Genomic DNA, 25,246 nt, shown 5'->3' on the forward strand with positions numbered 1-25,246 from the left:
CGATCCATGGCCTGCGCGCTGCATGTCCACGATCTCATTCTCCTGGGAACAGAGTCGACGATCACCTCCGCTGAAGGGGAACAAGCATGCCCATATCTCAATCCGAAGCAGCGTCCTTGGGTGGTTGTGCGGCGAGGCCTTATCTCAGGTGGATTGATCCCCGTGGGAGTCCGCGGAGCGCAGAGGCACGAACGCTGCGCAGGATTCACAAGATTGAGTGAAGTGGTGGAGACTCGCCGTCCGAGTCAGTTGCGACTGCGACTCGCCGAAGATTCACGCGGAGGACTACAGGCGTTCCGGACCTTGTCCTATCTCGAATGCCATCTCGTAGGGCTGGATATGACCTGGGGTCCGGGCGGGAGTGTGGGTTATGAACTGGCCTCGGGTATACCGACTGTCCGAGCTGAAAGTGATTTAGACTTCATCCTCTTCGCGCCCAGAAAACTCGATATTAAAGAAGCGCAGGACTTGTGGCGCATGATCAGCAGTGCTCCGGGAAAGGTCGATGCATTGGTAGAGACGCCGTTTTGCGGTTTTTCTTTACAAGAATTCGTGACAACATCGCCTCGTAAGATTCTGCTTCGCACGAGTGACGGCCGCATTCTCGGCTCCAATCCTTGGAATCTGTCGAATGGTGAGGATAGCTAACGTGAATACCGCATTTCTGTTTCCAGGACAAGGAGCCCAGAGACCTGGAATGCTTCATGAACTCATTGATGATCCTGCTGTCCAACTGACACTCGATGAGATCAGCGACGTATTGAGATCCGATGTTCGTCTGTTGGACTCGCCTGAAGCATTAAATTCCACAGTATCGGTTCAATTGGCTCTTCTAGCTTCTGGAGTCGCTACGGCCAGAGCTTTGCAGAGACAAGGCGTCACGTGTTGTGCAGTTGCAGGTTTATCTGTGGGCGCCTTTGCAGCAGCTGTAGTTGCCGAGGCGATCACTTTGAAAGACTCGGTGATTCTGGTTCGTTCCCGCGCAGAGCAGATGGAACAGCTATATCCAGTCGGATACGGATTGGCTGCCATCGTCGGTCTTAACGAACGACAGGTTACGGCTGCCGTCGATTCAGTACATACAGCCGCGACTCCGGTGTTCGTAGGAAATATCAACGCACCGAGGCAAATCGTAATTGCAGGCTCCATAGAAGGGATGCAGAAGGTTCTAGAGGAGGCACGCCGGCACGGTGCCAGGAAGGCTGAGCTTCTACAGGTTTCGGTGCCGTCACATTGTCCCCTACTTTCATCCATTGCTGACTCGCTTCGTCTCCAGCTAAATTCTATGCAGCTAAAGGCGCCACAATTTCCCTACATTGCAAATGTGAACGGACGAGCAGTGCGCTCCGCGTCGGCAGTAGCAAGGGATCTGGCGGACAACATCGCCCACGGAGTTCGCTGGCATGATGCGACGATCGTCGCGGAGGAATTGGGCTGCAACCTCTTCCTTGAAATGCCGCCAGGCCACACTTTGACAGACCTCGTTGAAGAAAACGTTCCCGGCGTTACCGCGTCTGTCGTCACAATGGATCTGTTCAGACACGTGTTGCGACTCGCCGCCGCTTAAGTTCTGATGAGAATGGCCTGGCTATCACTCGCCCAGGATGATTAAACTGGAATAAGGCGATTGCCAAATACCGGTCAGCTTCGGTCGTCGCTGTTGCGCTTCTCGAACTCGTGAAGGTGCGCGCCTCGCAGATCAATGGATGTGCCTACTGTATTGATTTGCGTTCCCAAGATGCCCGCAGCGAGGGCGAGACCGGAACAGCGTCTGGACGCGCTTACCAATTCAACACAGCCATCAAGTAGGCCAGCCCTGGCGGCCCATCGAAAGGGCCGCCACTTAACTCAGGTCTTTATAGGGTCATCCGCGAGTCACGAGCTGAGTTATCACCTCGCGAAGCGTCGTCCCCCCCTCCACATGCTCAGTTCCGGATACGCCAAAGTGAATCCAACCGGAGTTGAATCCATCGACCATCTCCGCCCGGGGCGCTGTCCGCCCCTCCGGCATCCCCTGTGAGACCCATAGCGTCTCCCATTCCGCCCTGGGAACGGCGATCGCCTCGACGGGGCGCCCAACAGCATCCGCGAAAGCATCTGCTATGTCGAGTGGACTGTAGCCCTCCGGGCCCGCAACTTCGATATGGCGGATCCCGGTCCAACTCTGGGTGAGCGTCTCTGCACCCACCTTGCCGATGTCCACGGTCGCGACGAGAGGAAACTTCCGGTCAAGCGGATGGAGCTGAAACCAGATCTTGCCTTCATTCCGCGCGCTCGCTACGTCGCCGGCTGAGTTCTCAATGAACCATGCGGCGCGCAGAAATGCATGAGAGAACGGAAGATCGCCCAATGTCTCTTCGAGGAGATGTGAGCTTGTGATCAAACCCAATCCGCTGTCCTGTTCCGCTCCTATGGATGACAGATAAACCGCCTTCGCCGGCAGAGCTCTTGATAGTGCCTCATGCAGGACCTTCAAAGTTGCCTTGGTCTCGGCAAAGCCCGGCGCCGGCGCGAAGTTTGGAGGAACCATTACGAACACGCCAGCGACACCGGTGAACGCTGCCGTAAGCGCATCCACGTCGTCGTAGTCGGCTTTGAAGAGCTCCACACCTTGTTTCCGCCAGTCCGCCGCTTTCTCGGGATCCCTTACGATCCCTCGAACCTTTTCGCCCTTTGCAAGAAGCGTGCGCGCGACGGCACCACCTACCTTCCCTGTAATTCCCATGACTGCGTACATATTGATACCTCCTGTTTTTATCGTTGTTACAAGTGACATCGGCCAACCGAAGCGGCGTCTGTCACCAAAAGATTCGAATCAAGCTTGCTACTCGGGCAGAGCGATACCGCTGAAGCGCTCGCAGATCGCGAGGAGCCGATCCTGCTTGGCAACGTCGCGGGCAGCTGGAAGGGTCTCTTTCTTCCTTAGATGATAGAAGTACTCTCCAGTGACGCGTGCCTCAGGTTGATCGCTTGCCGCAAGCCAAACCTGGGTGCGATGTGCCTTGTCCAGATCATCTGTTGCCTCGGCGCCACCCATCTTCGTCGGAACCCAGCCGGGCTCCAGTGCATTCGAGAGGACTCCAGGCCAACGTCGTGCGATACCAAAGGCGAGAAGCACGTCATGCAGCTTCGTGTCAGAGTAGGCTTGTTCTCCATCCCATGCGCGAGCCTTCCATGTCAGGTCCTCAAGGGTCGGATCGCCGTTCTGGTGAAGCATGGAGCTGAGATAGACGAGTCGCTTAGGCTTCGCGATCAGAGCTGTCAGGATATAGGGAGCAATGGTGTTGACCGCAAAGACATGCGAGAGACCATCTTCCGTCTCGATTCGCTTCGGCTCCTTGTAGCCGACAGCAGTATTGTGGATGACGGCGTCGAACGCGCCGAGCGCATTGACCTTCTCTGCGACATTTCGAGTCTGGGCAATTGTGCTGAGGTCGCCGACTACGACTGCCTCCGCTTGTGGAACCGTTCTCTTTGTCTCGTCGGCGCGGGCCCGGCTTCGGGCATGCAGGACGACCCTGTGACCCTGCTCAATGAGCAGCTCCGCTGCCATCCTGCCGAGGCCATCAGCGGATCCGCTGATAAATATGCGTGCCATAGTCTTGCTCCTTCCTTATCTGGAAATGATTTGTTGCGAGTGTCAGTGCTTCTCCGAACGGTCCTTCAAGGTCGTCAGCCAAAGCTGATGCCCCTCGTGCATGGCGTTCGGTTGCTGCTCACGGAACTGAATGGCGCCAGGGCCCTTCACAACCTCTTCTGTGACAACGTGGCACCCCTCAGGGGTCTTGGTAAGAAGGAACGTGTGATAAGCATGGACGTCCTCACCATCTCCGAACCATCCGAGGCGGCTATTCGATTTAAACTCCCACACGCGGCTTTCGATGTGGAATCCGAAGGTCTCCCACGAGATGCGTGCGCTCTTCCGGAGCCGATGATCCGGAGTATTCAGAACTTTGACGTCCTTCGAGTTCGAGTACCAGGAGGGCCAAGCCTCTGCATCGATAAGATTCGAGAAGGCGGTCTCGCATCCGGCCTGGATCTCGATCTCATTGTGTGCAAAGAGATCCGCTTGCTCAGGCTCGAACCCCTTGGGCCAATGAATCTGGTGGTTACGCAACGCGCCGTCGCCGTTGAAGGTAAATCCCGGGGCCGGCACCTGCGCATCACTGTTCATGCTGAATATTGCTGCAGCGAGTAGCACCGCCCATGTTCCACGAATCGCCATCTTCTTCACCGATCCCTTTCAATGCTTCCAACTATCTGACTCACGGGGATTGATTCAGAACTAAGCTTCGCCGCATTTCACCTATAACCAATTAGCATAAGTGCATGAGTTTTGACGACCGTCTACTGAATGGCGTGAGCGCCCTTGCAGCCGTGGTGAGATCTGGCGGCTTCGCGGCTGCGGCGAGATCCTTGAACGTCTCCCAACCAGGCGTTAGCCGTGCAGTTGCCCGGCTCGAGGCGCAGGTTGGAATCCGACTCCTGGAGCGGACGACACGCTCCGTCTCCCTCACGGACGAAGGCAGGCGATTTTACGAGACCATTGGCCCCATTGTGTCGGCTCTCGAAGACGCCACCTCCGCTCTGGCCGAAGGTAAAGTGACCGTCCGAGGGAGACTCCGCGTCAACATGGACGCTTACTTCTCGCAGCTCATTCTCGGACCGCAACTCAGTGGATTTCTCAAAGCATATCCGGAGCTTAAGGTGGACCTGGTCACGCGGGAGGGCCTCGGAGATCTGATCTCGGATGGATACGATCTCGGAATTCGCTTCGGCGAGCCGCGCCCATCCACTCTTGTCGGCCGAAGATTGCTGGACACGAGAGTTTTTACCGTAGCCTCGCCCGGCTACTTGAAGAAACACGGCCACCCTGCCGACCCGCAGCAACTGGTCGCAGACCGACATTTCTTGATTGATTTTCGCGACCCGGAGACGGGCCGTCCCTTCGAGTGGGCATTCCGTAAAGGTCGAAAGGAGATCAAAGTTGCGACGCAAAACCAACTCATGTTGAGTGACGTCGCAACCATGCATGCTGTGTGCTTGGCAGGATATGGGATCGCTCAAGTTCTCGAACTCGGCGTGGACGCCCATCTCTCGAGTGGACGACTAGTGAACCTCTTTCCGGATTGGGAGGAGGAACGTTTCCCCCTGTATGCCTACTATCCCTCGCGCCAATACCTCGCACCGAAGACCCGAGCGTTTCTTGAGTTCCTATCTACGACGGTTCATGCCTCGCACTCTCGCAAAACAATTCCAGACTGATTGCGTTGCCGCGACCGGGATTACTACTGGCTCGCAGCTAGTGATGCGCCAAATCGCACATCCGATACATCCGCCCGAAGATCACGAACTTAGTTTCTTTCCAATTCTCCTGATCTCGACCCGGAGCCATGCATGTGCAGCATCGGTATTGACTCACGGATGCCAGATCATCAGATACTTGAAGCCGGTTATCTCTCCCGGCGCCTTCAGCACTCTGAGTTTGCGACTCTCGGCCTCGAGTGCTGCAAATCGCCGGGGTGCTTACAGTGAGCCGAGTGAGCTCTGACCGACGTAGACAGGAGGCTTTGCAACGCGGGCACTTGTCCGAGAAGCCGACTACACGTACATGTGAAATGTGCGCCGTAAACGAGAGTGACTTGGCGATTTAGCAATGACTGAACCTAAAAAGGCGTTAGTAGCGACAAGAGCGTTCAGCGATCCGGTGGCGAATCTGGACTTCTATCGCCGCGCCACCCGACTGAATTCCCTGAGCACTCATCTATCATGGTCATCCGCAAGTCTAGGAGGCGCTTTTTGAGAAACGCCCGAAGTATGTTCTTCCAGGAGCCTTTCGAGCAAGATTTTTGTGGCGGGCCAGTCCTTTATCGTGAAGGAGTAATTCACAGTGTCGCGAACAAAACCATCCCGCATGATTGTGTGACAGCGTAAAACTCCGTCGCGCACAGCGCCGAGTCGCTCTATGGCGCGTTGCGAACGGACATTCCTTGCATCAGTATTCAACTCAACTCTGTTAGCTAAGATCATTTCGAAAGCGTGATTGAACATCAAATACTTTGCTGCAGTATTGATCCGTGTCCTCCGATAGGGTGCTCCGAGCCAGGTCTTTCCCAATTCGAGCCTCTTGTGTTCAGGCACGACCCGGTAAAAACTTGTTGTACCCACCGCTAATTGACTAGCTTCGTCGATGATGGCAAAGTTCAACTCCGTGCCGCGTTCATTGGCGTTCATGGCACTGCCAATCCAAGTCTGTAATTCGTCCCTCGATGCGAGGTATGCAAAAGTCATATACCGCCAGATATCCTCCTCCACTGACCAACGAGAAAGCTGATCGAGATGGGAGTAGTCGACGGGAACGAGACGAACCGAATAGCCCCGCAGCATTATCCTTTGCAGGGGCCACTGAAAGAGCCTCACGGAATGCTGAATTGACATGTTGATACCCACCTAATTTGTTTCGAACAATTTTAATAAACGGAAGAACGCTTTCTCGTTTCGCGATTCAACGGGAACTTATCGTCATTTGAGCTTCTGCCGAACGCTCTCCAGAATCTCATCCGAGAGTCGCGGATCTTTTACCGCGCGTGCAAGCACGACCCCGCCTAATAACGCGGCTGTCTGAAAGATAGCTTCTTCACGATCTCCGGCTTTTGCGGAGAGAATCTCCTCGAGTCCCCTTTCGAACGCTGCCCTGAGTTCAGGCGTGGAGCGAGCTACTTCAGGCCCCAGTGCAGCCATCGCGCAGCCACTACCGGGATTATCACGATGTCGGAGTGTCAGGTAACGTTCAGCGTATGCACGCCTACCCTTTTTTGTTGCGCCGTAGCTCTGAGCGAGGTCTCTCGAGACCCCCTGGCCGTGCGCAACTGCAGCCTCCTGAAGCTCTTGCTTGGAGGCGAAGTGCGCGTAAAACGCGCCATGCGTTAGACCTGCGGCCTTCATCACCTCGCCCACAGTGACGTTTTCGAATCCCCGTTCGCGGAACAAGCGCGAGGCCTCTTTCACAATGAGTTCATGCTTGGCGGCGGTTTCCTTGGCTGGGTAACGCATCTTTTCTGAATCCCCTATCTATGATCGCCATCATATCAAAATGTATGACGCCCATCATAGATGGGAACAGGGAGGAAAACATGGCTACCATCCATCTTCACCAGACCACATCTCTTACCCCCGCGCAGTACATCGCCGGCCTTACCGATTTTGGCTCCGGCCGATCGGCAGTGTTCGGAAACAGCGCCGACGAATATCTCAAAGTGCATCTGCTTGGCCGTGCCGACGCGGACGTCACCGAAGGCTCCGGAGGCGTGTGGGAGCGTCTGCATTACGACTGGTCTAATCCGAACCATGTCGTCCTCACCACCACAGACTCCAACATATGGGGCGGCGCCTCTGGCCACGACTACACTTTTATCCGCCATTCCAACGGTACTACCGACATTGACGTTGTTGTCACACGCGAGGGTAAAAACCTCAAAGGACACCTGCTCGGTCTCATCCTCGAAACCATTGGCAGGAGCGTTCTGGTGAAGGCATTCGCAAACAGCATAAAGGCGATTGAAGCGAGGAATGGCGTATTGGCGCTACCGAGCGCGGCGTGAGCGGGACACCTGGACTTCATGACGAATCGATCATCCGGCCCGGAATCAGCCATCACCTGCAGACCGAGGAGGTCCTAGATGAAAGCATTGATCTTTCGCGGGACCGGTGAACCGAAGAGCGTATTGAAACTCGAAGAAATCCCTACTCCACCTTTGGCTCCCGGAGAAGCGCTCGTCCGCCTGCTCCTCAGCCCGATCAACGCATCCGATCTGCACATGGTGCGCGGCCGCTATGGCCGTCAGCCTGAGTTGCCGGCCAGCCCGGGCATTGAAGGCGTGGGGATTGTGGAGGCCCTAGGTTCGGGCGTCGAAGCTCCGACCGTTGGAACTCGGGTAGTTTTCATTGACGCGTGGAACACATGGCGCGAGCAGATCGTGTGCCCAGCGGACAAACTCGTGCCCGTTCCTGACGGCGTGGACGATTCGGCCGCCGCCGCTTCCTACATCAATCCTTTGACGGCATGGGCATTGACCATATCAACTCACAACCTTAAGGAGGGCGACTGGCTTCTGCAGACGGCGGCTGCATCCAGCGTGGGAAAGTTCGTGCTTAAACTGGCGCAGCAGTATCGATTCAAGACAATCAACGCATCCAAACACTACGTCCAAATAGATGAGTTCGGTCAGCCGACTATTCGTCCACTTGCCGGGCCCCTTATCAGAAACATCGGGCAGATCAACAAACTCGATTTTGTTCGTATGGATAGCCGAAAGGCCCGTTTCGAGTCTGCGCCGCTCCAAATTGCTTATCGACCCGCTCTCACAATCCAGACATTCGAATTGTCGGCGGTCTCGCCGTCAAGTGCTAACCGGTCTCCATTGGGAGACGGTATGGCTGCGAAGAAGTGGATATCCCTACCGTCGATCAGCGGTGTGATTCTCCCGTTGAGGCCCGCGTTCACTAGCGTGCATGTATTAGGTTCTCCCCAAAGCGAGCTGTGTTGAGTACATGCGCTCACCCAAAAGCTCATGCCGTCAGCGGCCCAATCCATACCGTTCAGCCCAATCCATCCCGGTAGGGATATGCTTTTCTCAGACTCGTCCTGGAGTGAAATGATACGAATCACAACATCTTGTCGCGGGACCGGCTTGAATCCAGCGAGATACTTCCCATCGGGAGATAAGCCCCAGTTATCCCACGAAGTATTCTTAAATTTGCTCGAAGAAAGCTCTGTACTGGCGCCTGTCTTCGAATCAAAGGAGTACAAGCGGAGGTCTTTCTGAGAACCGGAACTATAGATACATACCGACGAAGGGAGTCGGGCACACTCGTGATTCCAAATTCCCGGCGCCTGGAGAAGTAGCCGTGATGTGCCGCCTAACAATGGTATTGTTCTGATCTGCACGTCTCGAGATGATTGAGCCTGCCCGGGATACTGGAGATAGAGCATGTCGCTTCCTTGTGGGCTGAGCCGCGGAAGTCCCAGGTCATGCTGTCCGCCCACCAAAAGGACGGGTTCCAACTGATCGATAGCCTGCCTGTAAATGTGCTGGCGCCCGTCGCGATCGGAGGTAAACAAAACGGCTTCGCCGCCTCGAGTCCATGAGGGCGCGTGGTCCTCCCAATTTTCTCTGGTGAGCCGCGTCGGCGTGGTTTGGAGCTTGCCACTCCGCAAGTCCGCTATATAGACATCACCCTGAGGTTCGACCCTTCTAAAGGCCAGAATTTTCCCTCCGTTCGAGGCGCTCAAGTCGACGAGGAACCCGTGACCACTGGTGATTTGGATCTCTGCCCGTTTCTTATTCTTCTGAGGGTCTAGTTGTGCCTGCCACAGGTTCATGTCCTTCTGGTTTGCGGCATCGTCAAAACGTGAATAGACGAGCGAATTCGTCTCAGTTCAGACCAACCACTGTCTAACGTTCGGGTCAGAGAGGACAAGCTCGACCTTACGGCTGGCGATGTCAATCGTCTCGATCTTCCGCTCCCCACTTCCGTCTTGGTGAACGGTCGCCCTGACATAGGCAAAACGTTGACTATCCGGCGCCCACGCCGCCGCGCTCAGGTATTCTTCTTCGGTCGCAGAGCTCGCTAGAACTTCATGTGCTTCGGCGGTGTCCAGGCGGATCGTCCATACTTCAGTGCGGCCGTCTACAAGCCTCGAAAACGCGATGAAGGCACCGTCCGGCGATACCCTCGCGTTTTCGCCGTCCTCTACCAGTTTCCGCGCAGCTGTTGCACCGGTGAGTGATACCTTCCAGAGGCTTTGCGGATCGTGTGGTCCTCCATCCCAGGACGAGACCAGCAGGTGTCCGCTGTCAGGAAACCAGCTTTCTACCCGAACCGCGCCCATAGATTGCGATAGGGAGAGATGACTAGTCTCCCCGCCTTCCAATTGACGTACGAAGAGACCCGTTCTGTCTGTATAGGCGAGATACTTGGCATCCGGCGAGATGGAAGAGCTGGTAACCGGAGCCTCCTTAGAACTTGCCGTCAATCGCGACTCCGGGCCATATGTTGGGAGCGGGCTTCTCTGTCGATGCACAACCAGGACGAAGACAAAGGCTGCCAGCGCCACGGCAATCACCGCGGCGACGCCGGTCGCACGCATGGATACTCTTCGTTTCGAACGATTCTGGTTTGTAATCTCCACGGTCTCAGCTCGAGCCGCCTCAAGTTGTCCAGGCGGCTCGAGCGCACTGGTTTTCCGATTGACACAGTCGGCAATATCGGAAAATTTATCGACCATTTCCTGAACACTCGCCTCGTCGGTCACCTTCACGGCGCACAGGAACCGGTAGCCCACCGTGGGTACCGTGGCGATGTAACGCGGCTCGTGCGTGTCGTCGCGCAGCAACCGTCTCAGAGTCGCAATGCTTCTGGTAAGCGAATTATCCGAAACTGCGCAATCGTTCCAGACCGATTCCAGGATCTCTTCCTTGGTGACAACCCTCCCAGGATTTTGCAGGAGGTATATCAGTACGTGAAATGCCTTGGGTTCGACCGGCACAGCTTCAGTTCCCTTGATCAAAAGGAATTCGCCGTGGCGAACTTCAATGTCTTCGAATCTGAAAACAGGAGACTTATGTGCCGTCACAAATCCGTCACTCACTTTCAGAATATGGTGAGAACCCCGTCACGACTATGTCGAAAAAACAAGCGACATTCGCACCTGGCCAATTCGGCCGTGAGGTGCGCAGATGTCATTCTCCAGGTGCTTCGGCTCAGTCGTCTTAGCTGTCTCGGTTCTTTCAGCGATCGGAGCGGAGCCGCGGTGCCCAGCGAACGTGACCAGTCTACCGCTTCGACTTATTCAAAGCTCTCTGATAGTCGTGTCGGTTCAGATTAACTCCTCTGGGCCGTATGACTTCGTTGTCGACACCGGCGGACAAATCAGCACCGTAGAAACTTCCCTTGCGGCAGAACTGCATCTGAAGGTAGAAGGAACGACCGGCTCCGCAGGCGTCGAGACATTTTCCAGAAGCGAATTTGTTCACCTCGGACTTCTTCAGGCTGGAGGTCGTTCGGTTACTGACTCTCTGGCGGTCATCGGTGACATCTCCGACCTGCGCGCCGCAGATCCGCGAATTCGGGGCATTCTAGGCGACGACTTCCTCGAACACTTTGATTTCCTGATCGACAACCGCCGCAAGCTACTATGCCTCGATGATAGTGATTCACTGGCGGCGTCGATCAAAAGTACCCACATCGGTCTTGCCGTTCCTCGTGGTGGAGTGGGCGACTTGCCGTTCACGCGGCCCTTAATCATTGCCGTTCCAGCACCCGGCTCGAAGAGTCCTCCAATGCTCCTGAGGCTCGACTCGGGGAGTAACGCGCCTGTGCTCTACACCGCAGCGGCTGCACTCCCCTTCAGCGAGCGACTCGAGCGCGCTGATCCGGTTCTCACTCGAGTAACATTCGGAGGTAAACAGGGATTCCAGATACTCCCGGCGATAGATCTTCGCATCAGCCCGCACGTCATTGCCAAGGTCTCCTTCGCAGTCCCGCTGAACTCATTCGGGAAAGGTCCGACACCCCGGGAAGATGGCGTCCTTCCAACGATGGCCTTTCAAAGAGTGTTTATCAGTGCTAAGGGCCAGTACGCGACCGTGGACAGTTGGTAGCTGCCTCCTGGAGAACGTGCCTTCAAAACGACTTGGAAATCGAGACAGTCACGACACGCGGACCAGAAGGAACCAGCCCTCCGGAAAACACGGAAACCCAGTAAGGCGTATTGGCCACGTTTGCTACTTGCGCTCTGATTGTGAACGGCCTCTCCTTAGGGAAGGAGTATCGAACGCCTAAATCCGCGCTTATCCAAGCAGGAACGTCATAGCTATTGGTCGCGTCGAACGCCGCTGCTCCCGTGAACATCAGGTTGCAATCGAGCGCAAGAACTTTCGTCCGGGGAATATCCCAATTCAAATTCACACGTTCCGTTGCTGCGGGGACATTTGCCGTGCGTTTCCCTTCGGTGGTCGGATCGCCCGTGGATCGCTGCCGGGATTCGATGAAACTGGCCGAGAGAATCGCATGCAGGCCATGAATCAAGTCCCCCGCGAAATTGATTTCAAGCCCGGTGTTCACCTGGCGGCCATCTTGAGAGAAAGTTGGTGGGTTCGTGGCAGTGCTCACGACTCCATTTGCCTCGCTGATCCTGTAGAGAGCGATTGTCGAAATCCAGGCACGACCCTCCAGTTTGGCCCCAACCTCAACTTGGTTGCTGACGATGGGAGGAAAGATCTCTCCTGCGTTCCTTGTGTCCGGCGGAGCAACTAAACCCGGCTCTAGGGCCTGAATGAAGTTGCCATAGAGCGAGAGATGGGAGGTCGCCTTAAAAAGCGCCGCGGCTGATGGCGTGTACGCACTCTGGTGATATCGGCTAGGCGAGGTGCCACGGTACGTCTCCTTGCCGCTCATGGTTGTTCTCCGAAATCCCCCAGTCAGGAGCAGTCTGCCGTGCAACAGACCGGCCGTATCGCCCAGATACCAGCCTTTTGTGATCTCATCGTCGATAACATAGTCTGCAGATACAGCAGGAAAAGAATAGTTCGGTGACGTTGGACGGTAGGAAGCGTACAAATTGTAGGGTTGCGAAGGCCCATAGTCATTAAAGTCGCCAAAACTCTCTTTATCATGCACCCGATTCCATCCCGTTGTGATTGAGTGCGCAACGGCGCCGATATGGATCTTGCCGCGAACGCCAAAGTCAGTGCTGTAGTTATTCTGATCCGTAAGCTGATTGCGTTGTTCGCAAACAACCGTTCCAGAGTAGTCGAGCAACAGCACTGGGCAATATCCTGGGATGCTAGTGGATGAAGGAGAAAAGCCGGAACCCGCGGTTATTACCCATTTTGGCGATATGTTGACGTCTGCTCGTCCCAGGATTGCTTTCTCCGAGGTGGAGGCATCCATCCACACCGGCTGCGTAGACAGGTTTGTTGGCATGGGAGGCGGTAAGCTGACTACATCTGCAACAGGAATAAGCACATATTGAAATGCCTTATTGTTGTTGCGAAGATAGTCGGCATCCAGCGATAGCAACACGACCCTCGAGCGCAAGTCGAGGCCCAGCGACGCTCCTTCGATCAGCAATCGCGAATCCCTGATCTCCCCTTCCCCTTCTCGGTACAAGCCGTTTGCGCGCGCTCCAAAGGCATTATGCGGTCCAAATCTGCGTGAAGCATCGACTCGTCCCCCATAGACACTTTTGCTGACGAAGTCGGGTGCCAATAGAAGGTAAGGGCGATCAGCCGCGCGTTTGAGCTGGAGGTTGAAAACGCCTCCAACTGACTCGGGCGCACCCATCACAAATGCACTGGGGCCGCTGAAGACATCCACCCGATCGACAAAATACATGTTCGTCAAATCGTCGGAAAGACCAAAAAGGCCATTCACCGCGACGGCCACACCCCTGAAACCACGGCTCAGGAACACGTCACCATTAGGTGACCCACGACTGGAGGCCGATACTGAAAGGATCGAAGCGTCACTGTCGAGCGCGTCTGTCAACGTCAGCGCCTGACGGTTCTCAAGAAATGTGCTTGTGTAAGATTTAACGCTGAACGGTGTCTCTTGAATCGGAAGATCGCCGAGAATGCCAACCGGCCCTTCTGTAGCAATTTGATCGCCCGCAAGTTCAGCTCGATCGCTTACGTAAATTGAATCCTTGGCCAAGCCGACCTGAAGGGTTATGTCTCTTACATTCGTGCTCGCCGAAAGCGCCGTGTTTTCGACGATCGCCGTCCTGAATCCAGGGCGTGAGACTGTCAGTCGATAGACTCCTGCAATGTGGACAATCAGTTGATAGCGGCCCCTGGAATCTGTGATCGTACGGACGATTGCCTGGGAGTGGGTGTCATCTAATTCGATAGCGGCGGACGTGATTGATGCACCAGAAACATCTGTAACTTCACCCGTTAGCAGAACTGTCGGTTCAAGGGCCAGATGTTGAAGGATCAACCCATGTGATGAAACGGACAGCACCAAAGATAGGAAGAAATAAATTGCGCAAGTGGGTGCTCGCGGCAAACAGGTGTGTCTCCTGTTCTGTGGGTCTGGTTATCAGCCCGGCAGACCGATTAGATCACTGGTGATTGGGCTGCGAGTCCCTGAAAGATTTATCCTACCCACGGTTAGCCGATAATAGGCCTCTACGTTTCGCTTAGCAATGCTCATGTTGCGGCGGCGTAGGATCTTCAAGTATGCGGTCAGCCCCGCCTCCGTGTAGGTGTCATCCATGATCGCGCATTTCGACTCTTTCAATAGGACGTCGAGTTGCGATGAGTCTTCCCACACTTAACTCTAGGGCGGACAATTCACTTTGAGCTGCTGGTTTGATCTACCGGCGCCAAGTTGCTGACTAACCGGCTTGACGGCCATTTGATTGGGCACAGCCTAAGACATTAACCTCATGATCCACCGCAACGGAGTGCGGCGATCATGTGGAAAACGTCTACGAATAGAGCAACAGGCAACAAGGACCGACCCAAGACTAAGCCGCCAGTCAGCTATGCGGGATCGTAGGTCTCGCAATAAGCTCTCACGGGAATCGAAGCCCATCGGGTTCAAATGTAGAAGCTCTCTCATCCCTTCGCGCCCTACAGATCTGTGCTGGTAGACGGCGGTGAGAAGCCTCTGAGGTCGAAGGCGATCAATGTGGGCTGTTATGGCGATCTCTTGCTCTATCCAGACCGACGCCCTCGTTATCAACGGTTACGACTGGCCAAGAACGAAAACCTTCCCTCGGGGGTGTATCACAGCGATGAACCCCACCGCTTTTGTAAGCTCAGACATGATGTTGTCGTGCAGCCCGTTCAAGTTGTTCTGCGTGTCGGCAAAGAAAAGCTTGAACGGAGTAAGTTCCGTAACCATCGCGCAGATCTGGTTACCCAGCATCTTTAGGACTGACGCATGATGAACTTGGCGCTTTTGTACTTAGGCTCTTCACAAACTACGAACGTCTCTCCCACAAAAAGCGCGTAGACTCTCTTGACAGGCGATTTCGCGATCGCACGTGCTGAAACGCGGTGGAAGTATGCGATTCCCGCTCTTGGTTCTGCACATCCTCGGTGGCACAATTGCACTGCTGGGAGGCACCTTCGCCATTGCGGTTCGCAAAGGCGGCCGCCTGCATCGCGCCTCGGGAAACGTCTTCACGATTGCGATGCTGACGTTAGCCTCCAGTGGTCTGTGTCTCGCGATCCTCAAGTCTCAGCACGGAAACATCATCGGCAGCATCGTCACCTTTTACATGATCACGACTGCATGGCTCGCGGGCCGACGAAGGAAGTTAGACCGGTATGATTGGGCGGCGCTACTCGTGGGCCTCGGTGGAGCAGCCGCCGTGATCACCCTTGGTGTCCAGACGCTCCACCATCCTGACAAAAACGCACCTGCTGGCATGTGCTTCTTCTTCGGCGTAGTCCTCCTGCTTGCCGCCTCGGGAGACATCCGTATGCTCACTCGAGGCGGAATCGCCGGCCGACAGCGCATCACGCGTCACCTCTGGCGCATGTGCTTTGGACTTTTTATCGCCACAGGCTCTTTCTTCCTCGGCCAGCAACAGGTCTTTCCCGCTTTCCTGCGCGGCTCTATCTTCCTGACCGTCCTCGCTGTCCTTCCCTTCCCCTTGATGATCTATTGGCTCTTCCGCGTTCGCTTCAGCAAGGCTTACAAAGTACAACCCCCACCCACGCCGATGCCTGCGACTCCTTGAAGCTTCCGACACGTTGAGCATTCGCTGGGCCTTCATCATTTCAAGTCGCACTTTGTTCCGATGATCCCATGGTGCCCACAAAGTCTGGGCGGTCTCAACCGGTCGATGCAACACTGGCATGGAGTTTACTAGCGGGCGTATCAAAGTCCAAAGTTTTCCTGGGGCGTTGGTTGAGTTGCCGAGCCACCTTGTCGAGGTCGGCTTGAGAGTAGCCGGATAAGTCGGTTTTCTTCGGGAAGTACTGTCGCAGCAAACCGTTGGTATTTTCGTTCGAGCCGCGCTGCCAGGGGCTCTGCGGATCGCAGAAGTAGACGTCGACCTTGGTGGCGACCGTGAAGTTCTTGTGACTGGCCAACTCTAGTCCTCGATCCCAGGTTAACGACCGCCGCAGCGATGCGGGGAGTTTACGTACTTGCCGGCTCAGCGCGGCGACGACGGTCGCCGTGTCCTTGCTTGGCACCTTGACGAGGATGACGAAACGCGAATGTCGTTCCACCAGGGTTGCGATGTGACTGTTCTTGCTGCCTGCGAGCAGATCGCCCTCCCAGTGACCGGGGATGGCGCGGTCCTCAATCTCCGCCGGCCGCTCGCGGATAGAGATGGCATCGACGATCTGACCCTGGGAGTGCCCTGTAGCTCGAGCATGTACCGAGCGACGGATGAATCGCTTCGACCGAAGATGCTGAATCAGCTCCTTTTTCAGCACTCCGCGAGCCTGGATGAATAAACTGCGGTAGAGGGTCTCGTGGGACACGCGCATGCTCTCGTTGCTGGGATAGCGTCGCTTCAGCCAACCGGAAATCTGTTGCGGCGACCAGTTCTGGATCAGTTTACTGGCCACGATCAAACGCAGCTTCCTGTGCCTTGCAAGCCGGCAGGCCTTAGGTCGCAGAGCCAACTTCCATGCCCGCTGATCGGCTTCACTGGCTCGATACACTGGCCGGCCGCCGTGACGTGCGACCTCTCGACTTACCGTCGACGCAGCTCGACCGAGCCCTCCGGCGATCTCCCGAATCGACGAACCGGAAACTATCCCTCGTGAGATCTCTTCCCGTTCAGCTAATGTGAGCGTTCGCTGGGAACGGCAACGGACTGCCGGAGCGATCCCGCCGTGATGCGCTAACAGGAACTGAATCGAGCCGTGATCCTTGCCGAAGGCCCGTCCAATCTCATGCAACGACTCGCCCACCTTCCAACGCTGCCAGATGTTGGCCTTCTGCTCCGCAGAAAGACCATACCGTCTCCCTTGTCTCATCAACACCACCTCCAAATCAGATAGTGTTGCATCGACCCGTTGAGACCGCCCTGCGTTTGCGGCAAGTTCAAATCGTAGTTTCCGAAAACTTCGATCCGATCGGAACTAATCGGTCCGCTGTGGTGTCTGTTTAGATGAAATTCATCTCGCAGGTTGGTGATAATCGGTTCAGTTTGGGAGCGAGGACAAATTGTAACCCCACTCGTCAAATAATCGATTAGAGTGTTCCATTGCATCGCCAACACTGCATCCGCGGTTCCTGGAAGCAAGGCAAGGCGAAGTCCTATGTATCCCATTTGCCAGTAGAGGGGTTGTAATGCAGAGGGGAATCTTTCGTTCGCGTTGTGACAGCTTCGCTCGTCGCGTTGGACTTCTTTCGGCAATCCTGCTGCTGTGTTCGGCACCCCCAGCTAAATTGCTTGGACAGGATGTTGGTTCTTCCAGCGGAAGCGTGTTTCACATTCATGGTGTTGTTTTGAATGCGCTGACCAACAAACCCGTGGGCCGGGCGCTTGTTACGTTGATGGAAATAGCCGCATTGACCGACAGCGACGGACGATTTGCGTTCGATGTACGGTTGTCAATGGGCAACTCAGCTGATGGAGCTGCCCTCCGGTCGAGGTTAGGCGTGCCCGGTGGAGGAGGCGGATTTCCGATGGCGTTGATAGCGCGACGTCCGGGATATCTGACCATGCAGCGACCGACCATGCTGCTGCTGCACGACAAGAGTCCTGATGTGCCCGAGCTGACGATCAAGATAATGCCCGAAACCATTTTGAGAGGTCGCCTCGCGACGTCCGCAGCGGTGAACCCCCCAATCGGCGTCCAGGTTCAGATTTTTCGCAAACAAGTGCAGGAGGGGCTGGCGGACTGGGGACTAGTTGGCGCAGCGCAAACGAACAGCCGGGGCGAATACCGCTTTGCCGACCTGCCCGCTGGTGATTATAAGGTGATGACCCGTGAGTGGGTAGAGAACGAATCGATCGTACCCGCTTCGCCCGGACTAATGACAGGATATCCGCCCGTCTATTACCCAAATGAACTCGATCTTGCAACCGCAGCGCCGATCCACATCGCCGCCGGGGAGACGGCACAGGTAGACCTCAATCTACGTGCCCAGCCTTACTACCAGGTAAACATTCCTGTGATGAACGTTCCCCATGGAACTGGTTTGAATGTGACTGTGGGGGAAGAGGATGGGTCGTCGGGATTCTCACTGGGGTTCAATCCGCAAACTCAGAAGATCGAAGGGATGCTGCCGAATGGGACATACGACGTGCGGGCTATGTCTTTTGGAGAGGTACAAAGCGCAGGTGCAAGCAAGATTGAAATTGCGGGAGGTCCATTCCAAGGAGCACCAATCTCGTTGGTGTCCAGTGGTGTGATTCCCGTAGTCGTGCGGGAAGAGTACACGGCTGATTCCGGTACTGGAACGCGTGAGGGACCGGTGTTCTCACGCATCGGAAATGGGCGCCAACGATCATTGCAGCTCATGCTGCGACGGGACGGAACGAACGGGCCAACTGCAGGCCTGCGGAACCCCACTGGGAAGGGGAACGAGGATCTCGTTGTGGAGAATGTGCGGGAGGGCAAATATCGCGTATGGGTGATGCCGAACCGTGGTTATGTCGCATCGGCGACCTCGGGCGGGGTAGACCTGCTTCATAAGGCGTTGGTCGTTGGAGCGGGCGGCGCCAGTGCCCCAATCGAGATTACATTGCGAGATGATACCGCCACGCTCGATGGTACGGTTTCTCCAATCCCAACAACCGGGGGTGAGCGGAATCCGTCTGGGGCAGGAGTGTTCGTGTTTTGTTATCCAATCGAGAGCGAGGTTGGTCGGCTGCTGCAAGGGTTTGCCGGCGCTGATGGGAAGTTTTCCATGCAGAATATACCCCCAGGACGATACCTGGTGCTAGCGTTCCCCAGTCCGTACCAGAATCTGGAGTACCGCAATGAGGAAGTCTTGCGGCAGTACGAGTCGAAAGGCACCATCGTGACGCTTCAACCTGGGCAAAAAGCGGAGGTCAAGGTGGCTGTGCTTACGGAGGACGAGGAATAATTTGCTAATGCCTCCTTTAAAGATGAGAGCAAGAGCGCGTAAGACAACCCCGATAATTGTGTTCTCCTTGGGCACGTGGCTGTCTTTCGGACAAAACGCAACACGGGCGCAAACCACACCTCTCGAGGTTGCCTCCACAGCGGCTTCCTACCGCATCGCCGGGCGGACTGTGAGTGCTGCAGATGGACATCCGCTCCAGGGAGCCACGGTTCTGATCGTGAATACGAAAACGCAGCAACAGGTCGCTTCGACGTTGGCCGGCGAAGACGGTGGCTTTGCGTTTACGGATCTCCGGGCGGACAAGTATGCGCTCCAAGCAGTGAAGACAGGCTATCTGCCATCCGCTTACGATCAGCACGAGATCTTCTCAACTGCGATTGTGACGGGCGCCGGCCTGAATACAGATTCTCTCGTGCTGCGAATGGCTCCTGCCGCCATCCTTCGTGGACGGGTCATTGATGAGGCAGGAGATCCGGTACGGGGTGCAACCGTAACGCTCTATCGTGAGAACCGCGATGAAGGCAGGAGTCGCATCACGCAATTCCGGAACGCGCCAACAGACGATCTTGGAGAGTATGAGATCGCCTCTTTGCCGCCCGGAACCTACTTCCTCTCTGCGAAGGGAATCCCGTGGTACGCTATGCATCCGCAGCCGAGAAACCCGGCAAGTCCAGTCGAACTGATTAGCTCGGTTGATCCCTCTCTCGACGTGGCTTACCCGACAACGTTTTATGCCGATGCGCTAGGTGCAGACGAAGCAACATCGATTCCCGTGCGGGGCGGCGAACAAGTCAACATTGATCTGCATCTGCGTCCATTGCCTGCGGTGACACTTACACTCCATGCTGCGCCGGGACAGCAAGGTGTGCGTGTTCCGCAGTTGCAGGAATCGGTATTCGATCAGTCCGAAACGGTCTACGGGCAGGTGCAGTTCGTTGATTCTGACGTCTCCATAGTGGGAGTTCCGCCTGGACATTATGTACTCAGTCAGGTGAATCAGAGCAATGGGGAAATCGCCAAGTCCACGATGATCGACCTGACCAGAAGAACCGTCGATGCAGATGCGACATCGGGTGAAGACTCGGGAGGCATCAAGATGAAACTGGAAGGTGAGAACGGCGTAAATTTGCCGCCCGCGATGCTGGTTGGCCTGCGAAGCAAGGAGGCAGGGATAGTGGCTAGTCAACCCACAAACGAAAAAGGGGTTGCAGAGTTCGCAGGATTGAAGCCAGGAGACTACCAGTTCTTCCTGTCCGGCGCTGATCGGCAATACCACGTGGCAAGAATTACGTTTGTGGGGGGAAAAACTTCAGGCAACGCTGTACGAGTGGCTCCAGGGACAGCCGTGTCGGTCACTGTCACGATTGTGGCGGGCTCGGTCGCTGTAGAGGGATTCGCGATAAAGGACGGAAAGCCAGCGGCAGGAGTCATGATCGTGCTGATTCCATCCGATGTGAATGACAACGTCGAGTTATTCCGAAGGGACCAGAGCGATCTTGATGGAAGCTTTCTCCTGCCCAAGGTGATTCCCGGCAAATACACAGCCGTGGCCATCGAAAACGGGTGGGAGCTGGAATGGGGAAGACCTGAAGTACTCGCGCAATATCTCCCCAAGGGCGTCTCGGTCACGATCTCCTCCGGCAAGCGAGGGTCTGTTCGCCTTTCCGACGCTCTTATCGTGCAGTCTCGGCAACCTGAATAATTCCACATCGCCTTTTAGCAGTCTTTGTTCACGCTGTTTGATTGATTTGAAAGAATCAGTTCGAACATCGCAGTTCGCAACTGCCTGAAAGTCCTGCCAGCTGAACGGTCGATGCAACACTATCTAATCAGCTGATCCACAAATGCTTACCCTGAAGAATCGATGTATTTGGCTAATGTGGCCAAACCTAGCGAGGATAAGGTTCCGGCTGATCTAACCCTAGCCAGCGATTTTAGATTTCGACTTTGGCTCGCTGCCCGTGCCCCCTTCGGGTGATGGCAAAGAACCGCATCGTACGATACGCTGAATCGGCGAGGTGGCCTATGTGGTGGATTGTTTTCTACTTCTTGCTCGCTTTGGCAACCTACTTCAATAAGATCAGCGACACCTGGGCAATCATCGCGATCATTTGCTCGATTGCGCTCGGCTTATTCCTCACCCCACAAAAACGAATAGCGATGCCCAAGGAAAAGGTCAATTGGCTCTCTTAATACTGCGTAACCAGAGCTTCTCATTTTTGAGAAGGCTTTGGGATCATGCCAAGTGTCCGAGATGCCGCCTATACAGACAAGTGGGTTGCCACATCTAACTGAATGCGCCAAATCGCATTCCAGAACTGATCTATTTACTGATGATCTATCCGGACATTGCGCACAGACACAAACCAAAATGCAACTTGCGAAGCTATGCTCCCCATGGAAAGCGAGTGAGCGAGACGGTACAGAATCACGATCAATCGGAGAGTTCGCCAAGTTGCGTGAGGCGCGCTAGCAGTGGAGCGAGCTAACCGGAAGTCTCCTGTCTGGCTCCCGGCGGCAGTTAATGGAAGAGCACCTACGGGATTTCTCATCGAAGTGGCATGTTTTGGTCTTGCTCGTGCTGCGACAGCAGAGGCACCGAATTGGCCCGAGAAAGAGTATTTTTCCCACGGGAAGTTGGGGGGAACGGATGATTTGCGTTGTTCGCAGAGGAGCCATGTCTGGTGAAAGTACTCTGCTCCGTTTTGGACGGTTTTGAACGTATTCGAGCCCGCCACTGGTTCTGCCACAACGTCTTTCAGGAAGTCGGCGAGCATCCCGTAGTGAGCAACTCCGAATGTTCTATAATCTCAACTTCGCGTGCCGAGGCGGCTGATCTTGAAACAGTTGGGACCGGTGCAACTATCGGGGTCGTATTGGAACGTGGGCGATGAGGGCATCCCAGGCTGATTGCTCGGAGGCACCGGCACTGACGGATCGCAGATCGGCACCGGATTGGCGGGGTCGATGCGCGGGGTGCAGCGCGGCGGCATGCCGTCGGTATCCGTTCCGAAGCCGGCAGCGGGGCTTGGGGTCGATGCCGTGGTCATCGCTGTTATCACCTGCTGATTCGCCTCGGACCACTGAAAGGCATCGAAGACGCCCCCAACGCCGGCCATGCCGTGCAGCTTCGAGATGGTGGCATATTGGCCTGCGGTCGTCAGGCGTTCGTTGACGGCGGCCTCGTCTCGGGGGTATCCGGCGGGGAAGAAACCGCGCAGCCCGCTGTGGCCGCTGTTGAGCGGATATCCACCTGACACATTGAGGCCGAATGTATCCATCTTTGAGGCATCGGACATGTGATCGATATCGATCAGCATGCCGCGTTTCATCATCTCGTTGATGGCGATCTTTCCATCGTTGGTGAGGCCCTTGCGGTTTTGCATTCCCCGTGCACGACGACCGAGAAGCATCTCCTCCCAGCTTGAGGGCTGTCGGTCACGTGATAAGTCGCCGATGCACTCATTGACCAAGGAAGAGACGTGCCTATTTGCACTGGCTGTTCGACGATATAACCGACCGTCACCAGATTTGAGCGGAGCACGCTGAGCCTGAAGCAAGACATATCAGAAGCGCGGAGAGCCAGGGGCACTCTAGCGCGATTCTCATGCGGATTGCTCCTTTCTGCTACTCCAATTTGTCATCCCAGCAGGAAGTAGGAAGCCCTCCGACGACGGTCGTTGTCTTTACTGCTTGAGGGCAGATTCTATGGCTTCGATGACTTCGGGTGAGTCGGGGGTGGTGGCGGGTTCGAAGCGGGCTACGGGCTTGCCGTTGCGGTCGAAGATGAATTTGGTAAAGTTCCACTTGATGTCGCCGCCGATGGTTGGGTTGACGGTCTTGTCGGTGAGGTACTTATAGAGCGGAGTCTGGTCGGCGCCCTTGACGGAGACTTTGGACATCATCGGGAAGGTGACGTTGTACTTCTTCGAGCAGAAGGTCTTGATCTCGGCGTCGGTGCCGGACTCCTGGTTGGCGAAGTTGTTGGCGGGGATGCCGACGATGACCAGGCCGCGGTCCTTATATTTTTCGTAGACGGCTTCGAGGGCCTTGTATTGCGGGGTGTACCCGCAGCTACTGGCGACATTGACCAAGAAGAGGACCTTACCGTGGAACTGGGAGAGGCTAGTGGGGTTGCCGTCGATGGATTTGAGGGTGTAGTTGTAGACTTTGGCGTTGGGGGCGGCGAGGGCGGTAATTGCGAGGCTTAGGCAGAGGACGAGGGTAGAGACTAGTTTGCGCACGTTCTTTCTCCGGATGTTGTCTGGATGATAGCTGATGGCGAGATGGGAGGAGCAAGAGTTGACCGATGGGAAGCTGAGTTCAAGGCCTATGCCAGTACTAGCCATCCCTGGCCGTTCACGAAAAGCATTGAGTTTGTGGGCGCAATCAGCAGATGGATAAAAGCGCTTCTTCCCCTGATTGGCGCTCTGCTGCTTTTCATCGGAGCCGATACGACAAGCCGGTTTTACGTCCACTTGGCTATTATCGAATGAAGTAATGTAGTGAATTACCAATGCAACTATGAAGATGGCCCCGGATGCGCTACCGATCGACCGTTTCACGCGAAAGGAGAGCAGAATGGATACCGCAAGAATCACTCGTCGAAACATGAGCTCGGGATTTACTTTGATTGAACTGCTTGTAGTGATCGCGATCATCGCTGTGCTGATTGCGCTTTTGCTTCCGGCAGTCCAAAAAGCGCGGGAGGCGGCGCGAGATGCTGCAGCGGCGGCCGACCTCACTCTGATCGGCAAAGCAGAAATTACGTATCACGCTACGAGTGGCACATACACCGATTCTTTAAGTACTCTGTCAGGCTTACCTGCAAGTATCGCAAGCGGTCAGGCGGACGGGCACAATTTCTCGATCCTTTCTTCATCACGTACAGCCTTCAAGGCACAGTCCACTCCGACTGAAATAGGTAAGACAGGAATCAAGACTTGTACGATCGATCAGACTCTCACTATCACTTGTCCGTAATGTTTGGATGGATACGTCGCGGAGTTGAGGAGCACTTTGGTGTACAAGGGCTGAACTCAGCGATTATTTGCTGATTCAGAGACATCCAAGGAGGCTCCTCGTGACCAGTATGCACCGATTGAGACAGTCAGCAAAACTCTTACAGGCGACGAGGCGGACAGTCACTCATGGTATCTCGAGGTAATGACCCAGGGAATCCGCATCGTCAACATCTATCTGCCGAACGGCAATCCAGTGGATGGCGAGAACTTCGCTTATAAACTTGCGTGGATGAATCGGCTCTACAAACAAATGAGCCTCTGGCGCAGCAAAGAGATACCAACTCTTATCGGCGGCGACTTCAACGTGATTCCAGAGGACATCGACTGCTGAAGCTCTGCTACACCGACGCGTTCAGGTCGCTCCACCGGGAACTGACCGGACAGTTCACCTTCTGGGATTGCGATGGGCCGAGCGATATGCATTCAGGCTTCATGTGCCCTTGGCATTCTTCCTCCCGCTTGTGTCCCACTGGCGTCAAGTCGTGCACATGGATGCGCTTGAGTTGTCCGGAGCGTTTACGCGGCGGCAGTCCTTGGCCTCGAGCCACCCCACGATTGCGTCGCCTATTTCAAATGCTTGTTCTGCGATTTCAACCAGACTCCTGGCAATCTCAAATTCAAATTGACCAGCTGCGACGTTCCCATGGCAAACGTCGTTTTGTGCAGGATAGATGCGCGGATAGAAGTAGTCTCGAACTTTGGCGTTCTGAAGAATCGTTGCAGCGTGTTCTACGTCCTTCTTGAACAAGGCTACGGTGTACAGGCGCACCAGGCTGTTGACGTGATCTCCCATTTCTCTTATCTCCGAAGATGACGCGAGGCGCCCGCCTTCGAGCATCAGCATAGTATCATTCACGATTTTTGTAGCTGCGGCGTATGTGACGCGAAGTGCGCCGAAGATTCGCAATGCACAACATGCAAAAGGCGAGTCAAAGTCAATAGGCCTTCCCACGGCGCGAAACGTGCGGCCTAGATCGCCTACGCCGCGTTGAACCTCCCCCCATTCCGCCTCGGCATCGAGGACGGCTTTGCAGAATTCTAGGCTCTTCCATTCATAGGACTTGATGGAGTAGTCGACGGCTCTCTGCGACAGCATCGTCATCTTAAGCAAGTGTGAGTGCATGACGTTGCTGGGTCTCTGGACATTC

Annotated in this window: 24 protein-coding genes and 1 pseudogene; 13 read left to right on the plus strand and 12 right to left on the minus strand. The window is 55.3% G+C overall.

Annotated elements, in window-relative coordinates:
- The first annotated feature begins 6 nt into the window (after positions 1-6).
- From RBB82_RS25450 to RBB82_RS25460, 3 genes are all read left to right on the plus strand, one after another.
- Positions 7-648 carry a malonate decarboxylase holo-ACP synthase gene (locus RBB82_RS25450; protein ID WP_433975928.1) on the plus strand — a complete coding sequence of 214 codons (642 nt, stop codon included), beginning with the start codon at positions 7-9 and terminating at the stop codon, positions 646-648.
- Positions 632-1,567 carry a malonate decarboxylase subunit epsilon gene (mdcH, locus tag RBB82_RS25455; protein ID WP_433975929.1) on the plus strand — a complete coding sequence of 312 codons (936 nt, stop codon included), beginning with the start codon at positions 632-634 and terminating at the stop codon, positions 1,565-1,567. Before RBB82_RS25450 ends, mdcH begins: the two co-directional genes overlap by 17 nt.
- 116 nt (positions 1,568-1,683) lie before the next feature.
- Positions 1,684-1,809, plus strand: coding sequence for a carboxymuconolactone decarboxylase family protein (locus RBB82_RS25460; protein ID WP_433976018.1), 126 nt, complete (start codon positions 1,684-1,686; stop codon positions 1,807-1,809).
- Between the two features lie 55 nt (positions 1,810-1,864).
- Here the strand turns inward: RBB82_RS25460 and RBB82_RS25465 are convergent, their stop codons facing one another.
- The 3 genes from RBB82_RS25465 to RBB82_RS25475 form a co-directional block, all read right to left on the minus strand.
- Positions 1,865-2,737, minus strand: coding sequence for an NmrA family NAD(P)-binding protein (locus tag RBB82_RS25465; protein WP_433975930.1), 873 nt, complete (start codon positions 2,735-2,737; stop codon positions 1,865-1,867).
- 87 nt (positions 2,738-2,824) lie between these two features.
- Positions 2,825-3,598 (minus strand): SDR family NAD(P)-dependent oxidoreductase, encoded by a 774-nt coding sequence (locus tag RBB82_RS25470; protein WP_433975931.1) that lies wholly within the window; start codon positions 3,596-3,598, stop codon positions 2,825-2,827.
- A 42-nt stretch (positions 3,599-3,640) separates the two neighbouring features.
- Entirely contained in the window at positions 3,641-4,225 is a 585-nt protein-coding gene (locus RBB82_RS25475) for a hypothetical protein (protein WP_433975932.1), read from the minus strand.
- A 104-nt stretch (positions 4,226-4,329) separates the two neighbouring features.
- Between RBB82_RS25475 and RBB82_RS25480 the strand changes: the two genes are divergently transcribed.
- Positions 4,330-5,265 carry a LysR family transcriptional regulator gene (locus RBB82_RS25480; protein ID WP_433975933.1) on the plus strand — a complete coding sequence of 312 codons (936 nt, stop codon included), beginning with the start codon at positions 4,330-4,332 and terminating at the stop codon, positions 5,263-5,265.
- Between the two features lie 495 nt (positions 5,266-5,760).
- Here RBB82_RS25480 and RBB82_RS25485 read toward each other — a convergent pair whose 3' ends face one another.
- A complete protein-coding gene (locus tag RBB82_RS25485; protein ID WP_433975934.1) occupies positions 5,761-6,438 on the minus strand; it encodes a GNAT family N-acetyltransferase in 678 nt (225 codons plus the stop codon).
- Between the two features lie 84 nt (positions 6,439-6,522).
- Positions 6,523-7,053, minus strand: coding sequence for a TetR/AcrR family transcriptional regulator (locus tag RBB82_RS25490; RefSeq protein ID WP_433975935.1), 531 nt, complete (start codon positions 7,051-7,053; stop codon positions 6,523-6,525).
- 80 nt (positions 7,054-7,133) lie between these two features.
- Here RBB82_RS25490 and RBB82_RS25495 point away from each other — a divergent pair, with 80 nt between their 5' ends.
- Positions 7,134-7,601 (plus strand): hypothetical protein, encoded by a 468-nt coding sequence (locus RBB82_RS25495; RefSeq protein WP_433975936.1) that lies wholly within the window; start codon positions 7,134-7,136, stop codon positions 7,599-7,601.
- Positions 7,602-7,679: 78 nt separating this feature from the next.
- Positions 7,680-8,546 carry an alcohol dehydrogenase catalytic domain-containing protein gene (locus RBB82_RS25500; RefSeq protein ID WP_433975937.1) on the plus strand — a complete coding sequence of 289 codons (867 nt, stop codon included), beginning with the start codon at positions 7,680-7,682 and terminating at the stop codon, positions 8,544-8,546.
- Positions 8,547-9,439: 893 nt separating this feature from the next.
- Here the strand turns inward: RBB82_RS25500 and RBB82_RS25505 are convergent.
- Entirely contained in the window at positions 9,440-10,570 is a 1,131-nt protein-coding gene (locus tag RBB82_RS25505) for a winged helix-turn-helix domain-containing protein (protein ID WP_433975938.1), read from the minus strand.
- 301 nt (positions 10,571-10,871) lie between these two features.
- Between RBB82_RS25505 and RBB82_RS25510 the strand changes: the two genes are divergently transcribed.
- Positions 10,872-11,663: a retropepsin-like aspartic protease gene (locus RBB82_RS25510; protein WP_433975939.1), complete on the plus strand. Its 792-nt coding sequence runs from the start codon at positions 10,872-10,874 to the stop codon at positions 11,661-11,663.
- 22 nt (positions 11,664-11,685) lie between these two features.
- Here RBB82_RS25510 and RBB82_RS25515 read toward each other — a convergent pair whose 3' ends face one another.
- Together RBB82_RS25515 and RBB82_RS25520 are read right to left on the minus strand one after the other, a co-directional pair.
- Complete coding sequence (locus RBB82_RS25515; RefSeq protein ID WP_433976019.1) at positions 11,686-13,716, minus strand: TonB-dependent receptor; 2,031 nt, start codon at positions 13,714-13,716, stop codon at positions 11,686-11,688.
- Positions 13,717-13,734: 18 nt separating this feature from the next.
- A pseudogene (locus RBB82_RS25520) lies at positions 13,735-14,025 on the minus strand (carboxypeptidase-like regulatory domain-containing protein); the annotation flags it as partial.
- 1,051 nt (positions 14,026-15,076) lie between these two features.
- Between RBB82_RS25520 and RBB82_RS25525 the strand changes: the two are divergent.
- Positions 15,077-15,757: a DUF2306 domain-containing protein gene (locus RBB82_RS25525; RefSeq protein ID WP_433975940.1), complete on the plus strand. Its 681-nt coding sequence runs from the start codon at positions 15,077-15,079 to the stop codon at positions 15,755-15,757.
- A 94-nt stretch (positions 15,758-15,851) separates the two neighbouring features.
- Here RBB82_RS25525 and RBB82_RS25530 read toward each other — a convergent pair whose 3' ends face one another.
- Positions 15,852-17,012: an IS30 family transposase gene (locus tag RBB82_RS25530; protein ID WP_433975941.1), complete on the minus strand. Its 1,161-nt coding sequence runs from the start codon at positions 17,010-17,012 to the stop codon at positions 15,852-15,854.
- Positions 17,013-17,328: 316 nt separating this feature from the next.
- Here RBB82_RS25530 and RBB82_RS25535 point away from each other — a divergent pair, with 316 nt between their 5' ends.
- Positions 17,329-19,074: a carboxypeptidase-like regulatory domain-containing protein gene (locus RBB82_RS25535; RefSeq protein ID WP_433975942.1), complete on the plus strand. Its 1,746-nt coding sequence runs from the start codon at positions 17,329-17,331 to the stop codon at positions 19,072-19,074.
- A gap of 67 nt (positions 19,075-19,141) precedes the next feature.
- Positions 19,142-20,776: an MSCRAMM family protein gene (locus RBB82_RS25540; protein WP_433975943.1), complete on the plus strand. Its 1,635-nt coding sequence runs from the start codon at positions 19,142-19,144 to the stop codon at positions 20,774-20,776.
- Between the two features lie 1,108 nt (positions 20,777-21,884).
- On the opposite strand, the gene RBB82_RS25545 is transcribed toward RBB82_RS25540, so the two are convergent.
- Together RBB82_RS25545 and RBB82_RS25550 are read right to left on the minus strand one after the other, a co-directional pair.
- The gene (locus tag RBB82_RS25545) at positions 21,885-22,460 is read right to left on the minus strand and encodes a hypothetical protein (RefSeq protein WP_433975944.1); all 576 of its coding nucleotides are present in this window, start codon (positions 22,458-22,460) and stop codon (positions 21,885-21,887) included.
- Between the two features lie 300 nt (positions 22,461-22,760).
- The gene (locus tag RBB82_RS25550) at positions 22,761-23,318 is read right to left on the minus strand and encodes a glutathione peroxidase (RefSeq protein WP_433975945.1); all 558 of its coding nucleotides are present in this window, start codon (positions 23,316-23,318) and stop codon (positions 22,761-22,763) included.
- Positions 23,319-23,342: 24 nt separating this feature from the next.
- Here RBB82_RS25550 and RBB82_RS25555 point away from each other — a divergent pair, with 24 nt between their 5' ends.
- The 3 genes from RBB82_RS25555 to RBB82_RS25565 all read left to right on the plus strand — a co-directional run bounded on the left by RBB82_RS25555 (position 23,343) and on the right by RBB82_RS25565 (position 24,429).
- On the plus strand, positions 23,343-23,570 hold the full coding sequence (locus RBB82_RS25555) for a hypothetical protein (RefSeq protein WP_433975946.1): 228 nt from the start codon (positions 23,343-23,345) through the stop codon (positions 23,568-23,570).
- An 85-nt stretch (positions 23,571-23,655) separates the two neighbouring features.
- Positions 23,656-24,057 carry a type II secretion system protein gene (locus RBB82_RS25560; RefSeq protein WP_433975947.1) on the plus strand — a complete coding sequence of 134 codons (402 nt, stop codon included), beginning with the start codon at positions 23,656-23,658 and terminating at the stop codon, positions 24,055-24,057.
- A 183-nt stretch (positions 24,058-24,240) separates the two neighbouring features.
- Complete coding sequence (locus tag RBB82_RS25565; RefSeq protein ID WP_433975948.1) at positions 24,241-24,429, plus strand: hypothetical protein; 189 nt, start codon at positions 24,241-24,243, stop codon at positions 24,427-24,429.
- Positions 24,430-24,573: 144 nt separating this feature from the next.
- Here RBB82_RS25565 and RBB82_RS25570 read toward each other — a convergent pair whose 3' ends face one another.
- Positions 24,574-25,221 carry a hypothetical protein gene (locus tag RBB82_RS25570; protein WP_433975949.1) on the minus strand — a complete coding sequence of 216 codons (648 nt, stop codon included), beginning with the start codon at positions 25,219-25,221 and terminating at the stop codon, positions 24,574-24,576.
- Between the last annotated feature and the right edge of the window lie 25 nt (positions 25,222-25,246).

This window comes from Tunturiibacter lichenicola (genome assembly GCF_051013355.1).
Lineage (GTDB): Bacteria > Acidobacteriota > Terriglobia > Terriglobales > Acidobacteriaceae > Edaphobacter > Edaphobacter lichenicola_F.

Excerpts from the sequence above, each read along its gene's own strand:
- RBB82_RS25450 (WP_433975928.1), top strand. The coding sequence starts at position 7 with ATGGCCTGCGCGCTGCATGTCCACGATCTCATTCTCCTGGGAACAGAG.
- mdcH (WP_433975929.1), top strand. The coding sequence starts at position 632 with ATGGTGAGGATAGCTAACGTGAATACCGCATTTCTGTTTCCAGGACAA.
- RBB82_RS25465 (WP_433975930.1), bottom strand. The coding sequence starts at position 2,737 with ATGTACGCAGTCATGGGAATTACAGGGAAGGTAGGTGGTGCCGTCGCG.
- RBB82_RS25470 (WP_433975931.1), bottom strand. The coding sequence starts at position 3,598 with ATGGCACGCATATTTATCAGCGGATCCGCTGATGGCCTCGGCAGGATG.
- RBB82_RS25475 (WP_433975932.1), bottom strand. The coding sequence starts at position 4,225 with ATGGCGATTCGTGGAACATGGGCGGTGCTACTCGCTGCAGCAATATTC.
- RBB82_RS25480 (WP_433975933.1), top strand. The coding sequence starts at position 4,330 with ATGAGTTTTGACGACCGTCTACTGAATGGCGTGAGCGCCCTTGCAGCC.
- RBB82_RS25485 (WP_433975934.1), bottom strand. The coding sequence starts at position 6,438 with ATGTCAATTCAGCATTCCGTGAGGCTCTTTCAGTGGCCCCTGCAAAGG.
- RBB82_RS25490 (WP_433975935.1), bottom strand. The coding sequence starts at position 7,053 with ATGCGTTACCCAGCCAAGGAAACCGCCGCCAAGCATGAACTCATTGTG.
- RBB82_RS25495 (WP_433975936.1), top strand. The coding sequence starts at position 7,134 with ATGGCTACCATCCATCTTCACCAGACCACATCTCTTACCCCCGCGCAG.
- RBB82_RS25500 (WP_433975937.1), top strand. The coding sequence starts at position 7,680 with ATGAAAGCATTGATCTTTCGCGGGACCGGTGAACCGAAGAGCGTATTG.
- RBB82_RS25525 (WP_433975940.1), top strand. The coding sequence starts at position 15,077 with ATGCGATTCCCGCTCTTGGTTCTGCACATCCTCGGTGGCACAATTGCA.
- RBB82_RS25530 (WP_433975941.1), bottom strand. The coding sequence starts at position 17,012 with ATGAGACAAGGGAGACGGTATGGTCTTTCTGCGGAGCAGAAGGCCAAC.
- RBB82_RS25535 (WP_433975942.1), top strand. The coding sequence starts at position 17,329 with ATGCAGAGGGGAATCTTTCGTTCGCGTTGTGACAGCTTCGCTCGTCGC.
- RBB82_RS25545 (WP_433975944.1), bottom strand. The coding sequence starts at position 22,460 with ATGCAAAACCGCAAGGGCCTCACCAACGATGGAAAGATCGCCATCAAC.
- RBB82_RS25555 (WP_433975946.1), top strand. The coding sequence starts at position 23,343 with ATGATAGCTGATGGCGAGATGGGAGGAGCAAGAGTTGACCGATGGGAA.
- RBB82_RS25560 (WP_433975947.1), top strand. The coding sequence starts at position 23,656 with ATGGATACCGCAAGAATCACTCGTCGAAACATGAGCTCGGGATTTACT.
- RBB82_RS25565 (WP_433975948.1), top strand. The coding sequence starts at position 24,241 with ATGACCCAGGGAATCCGCATCGTCAACATCTATCTGCCGAACGGCAAT.
- RBB82_RS25570 (WP_433975949.1), bottom strand. The coding sequence starts at position 25,221 with ATGCACTCACACTTGCTTAAGATGACGATGCTGTCGCAGAGAGCCGTC.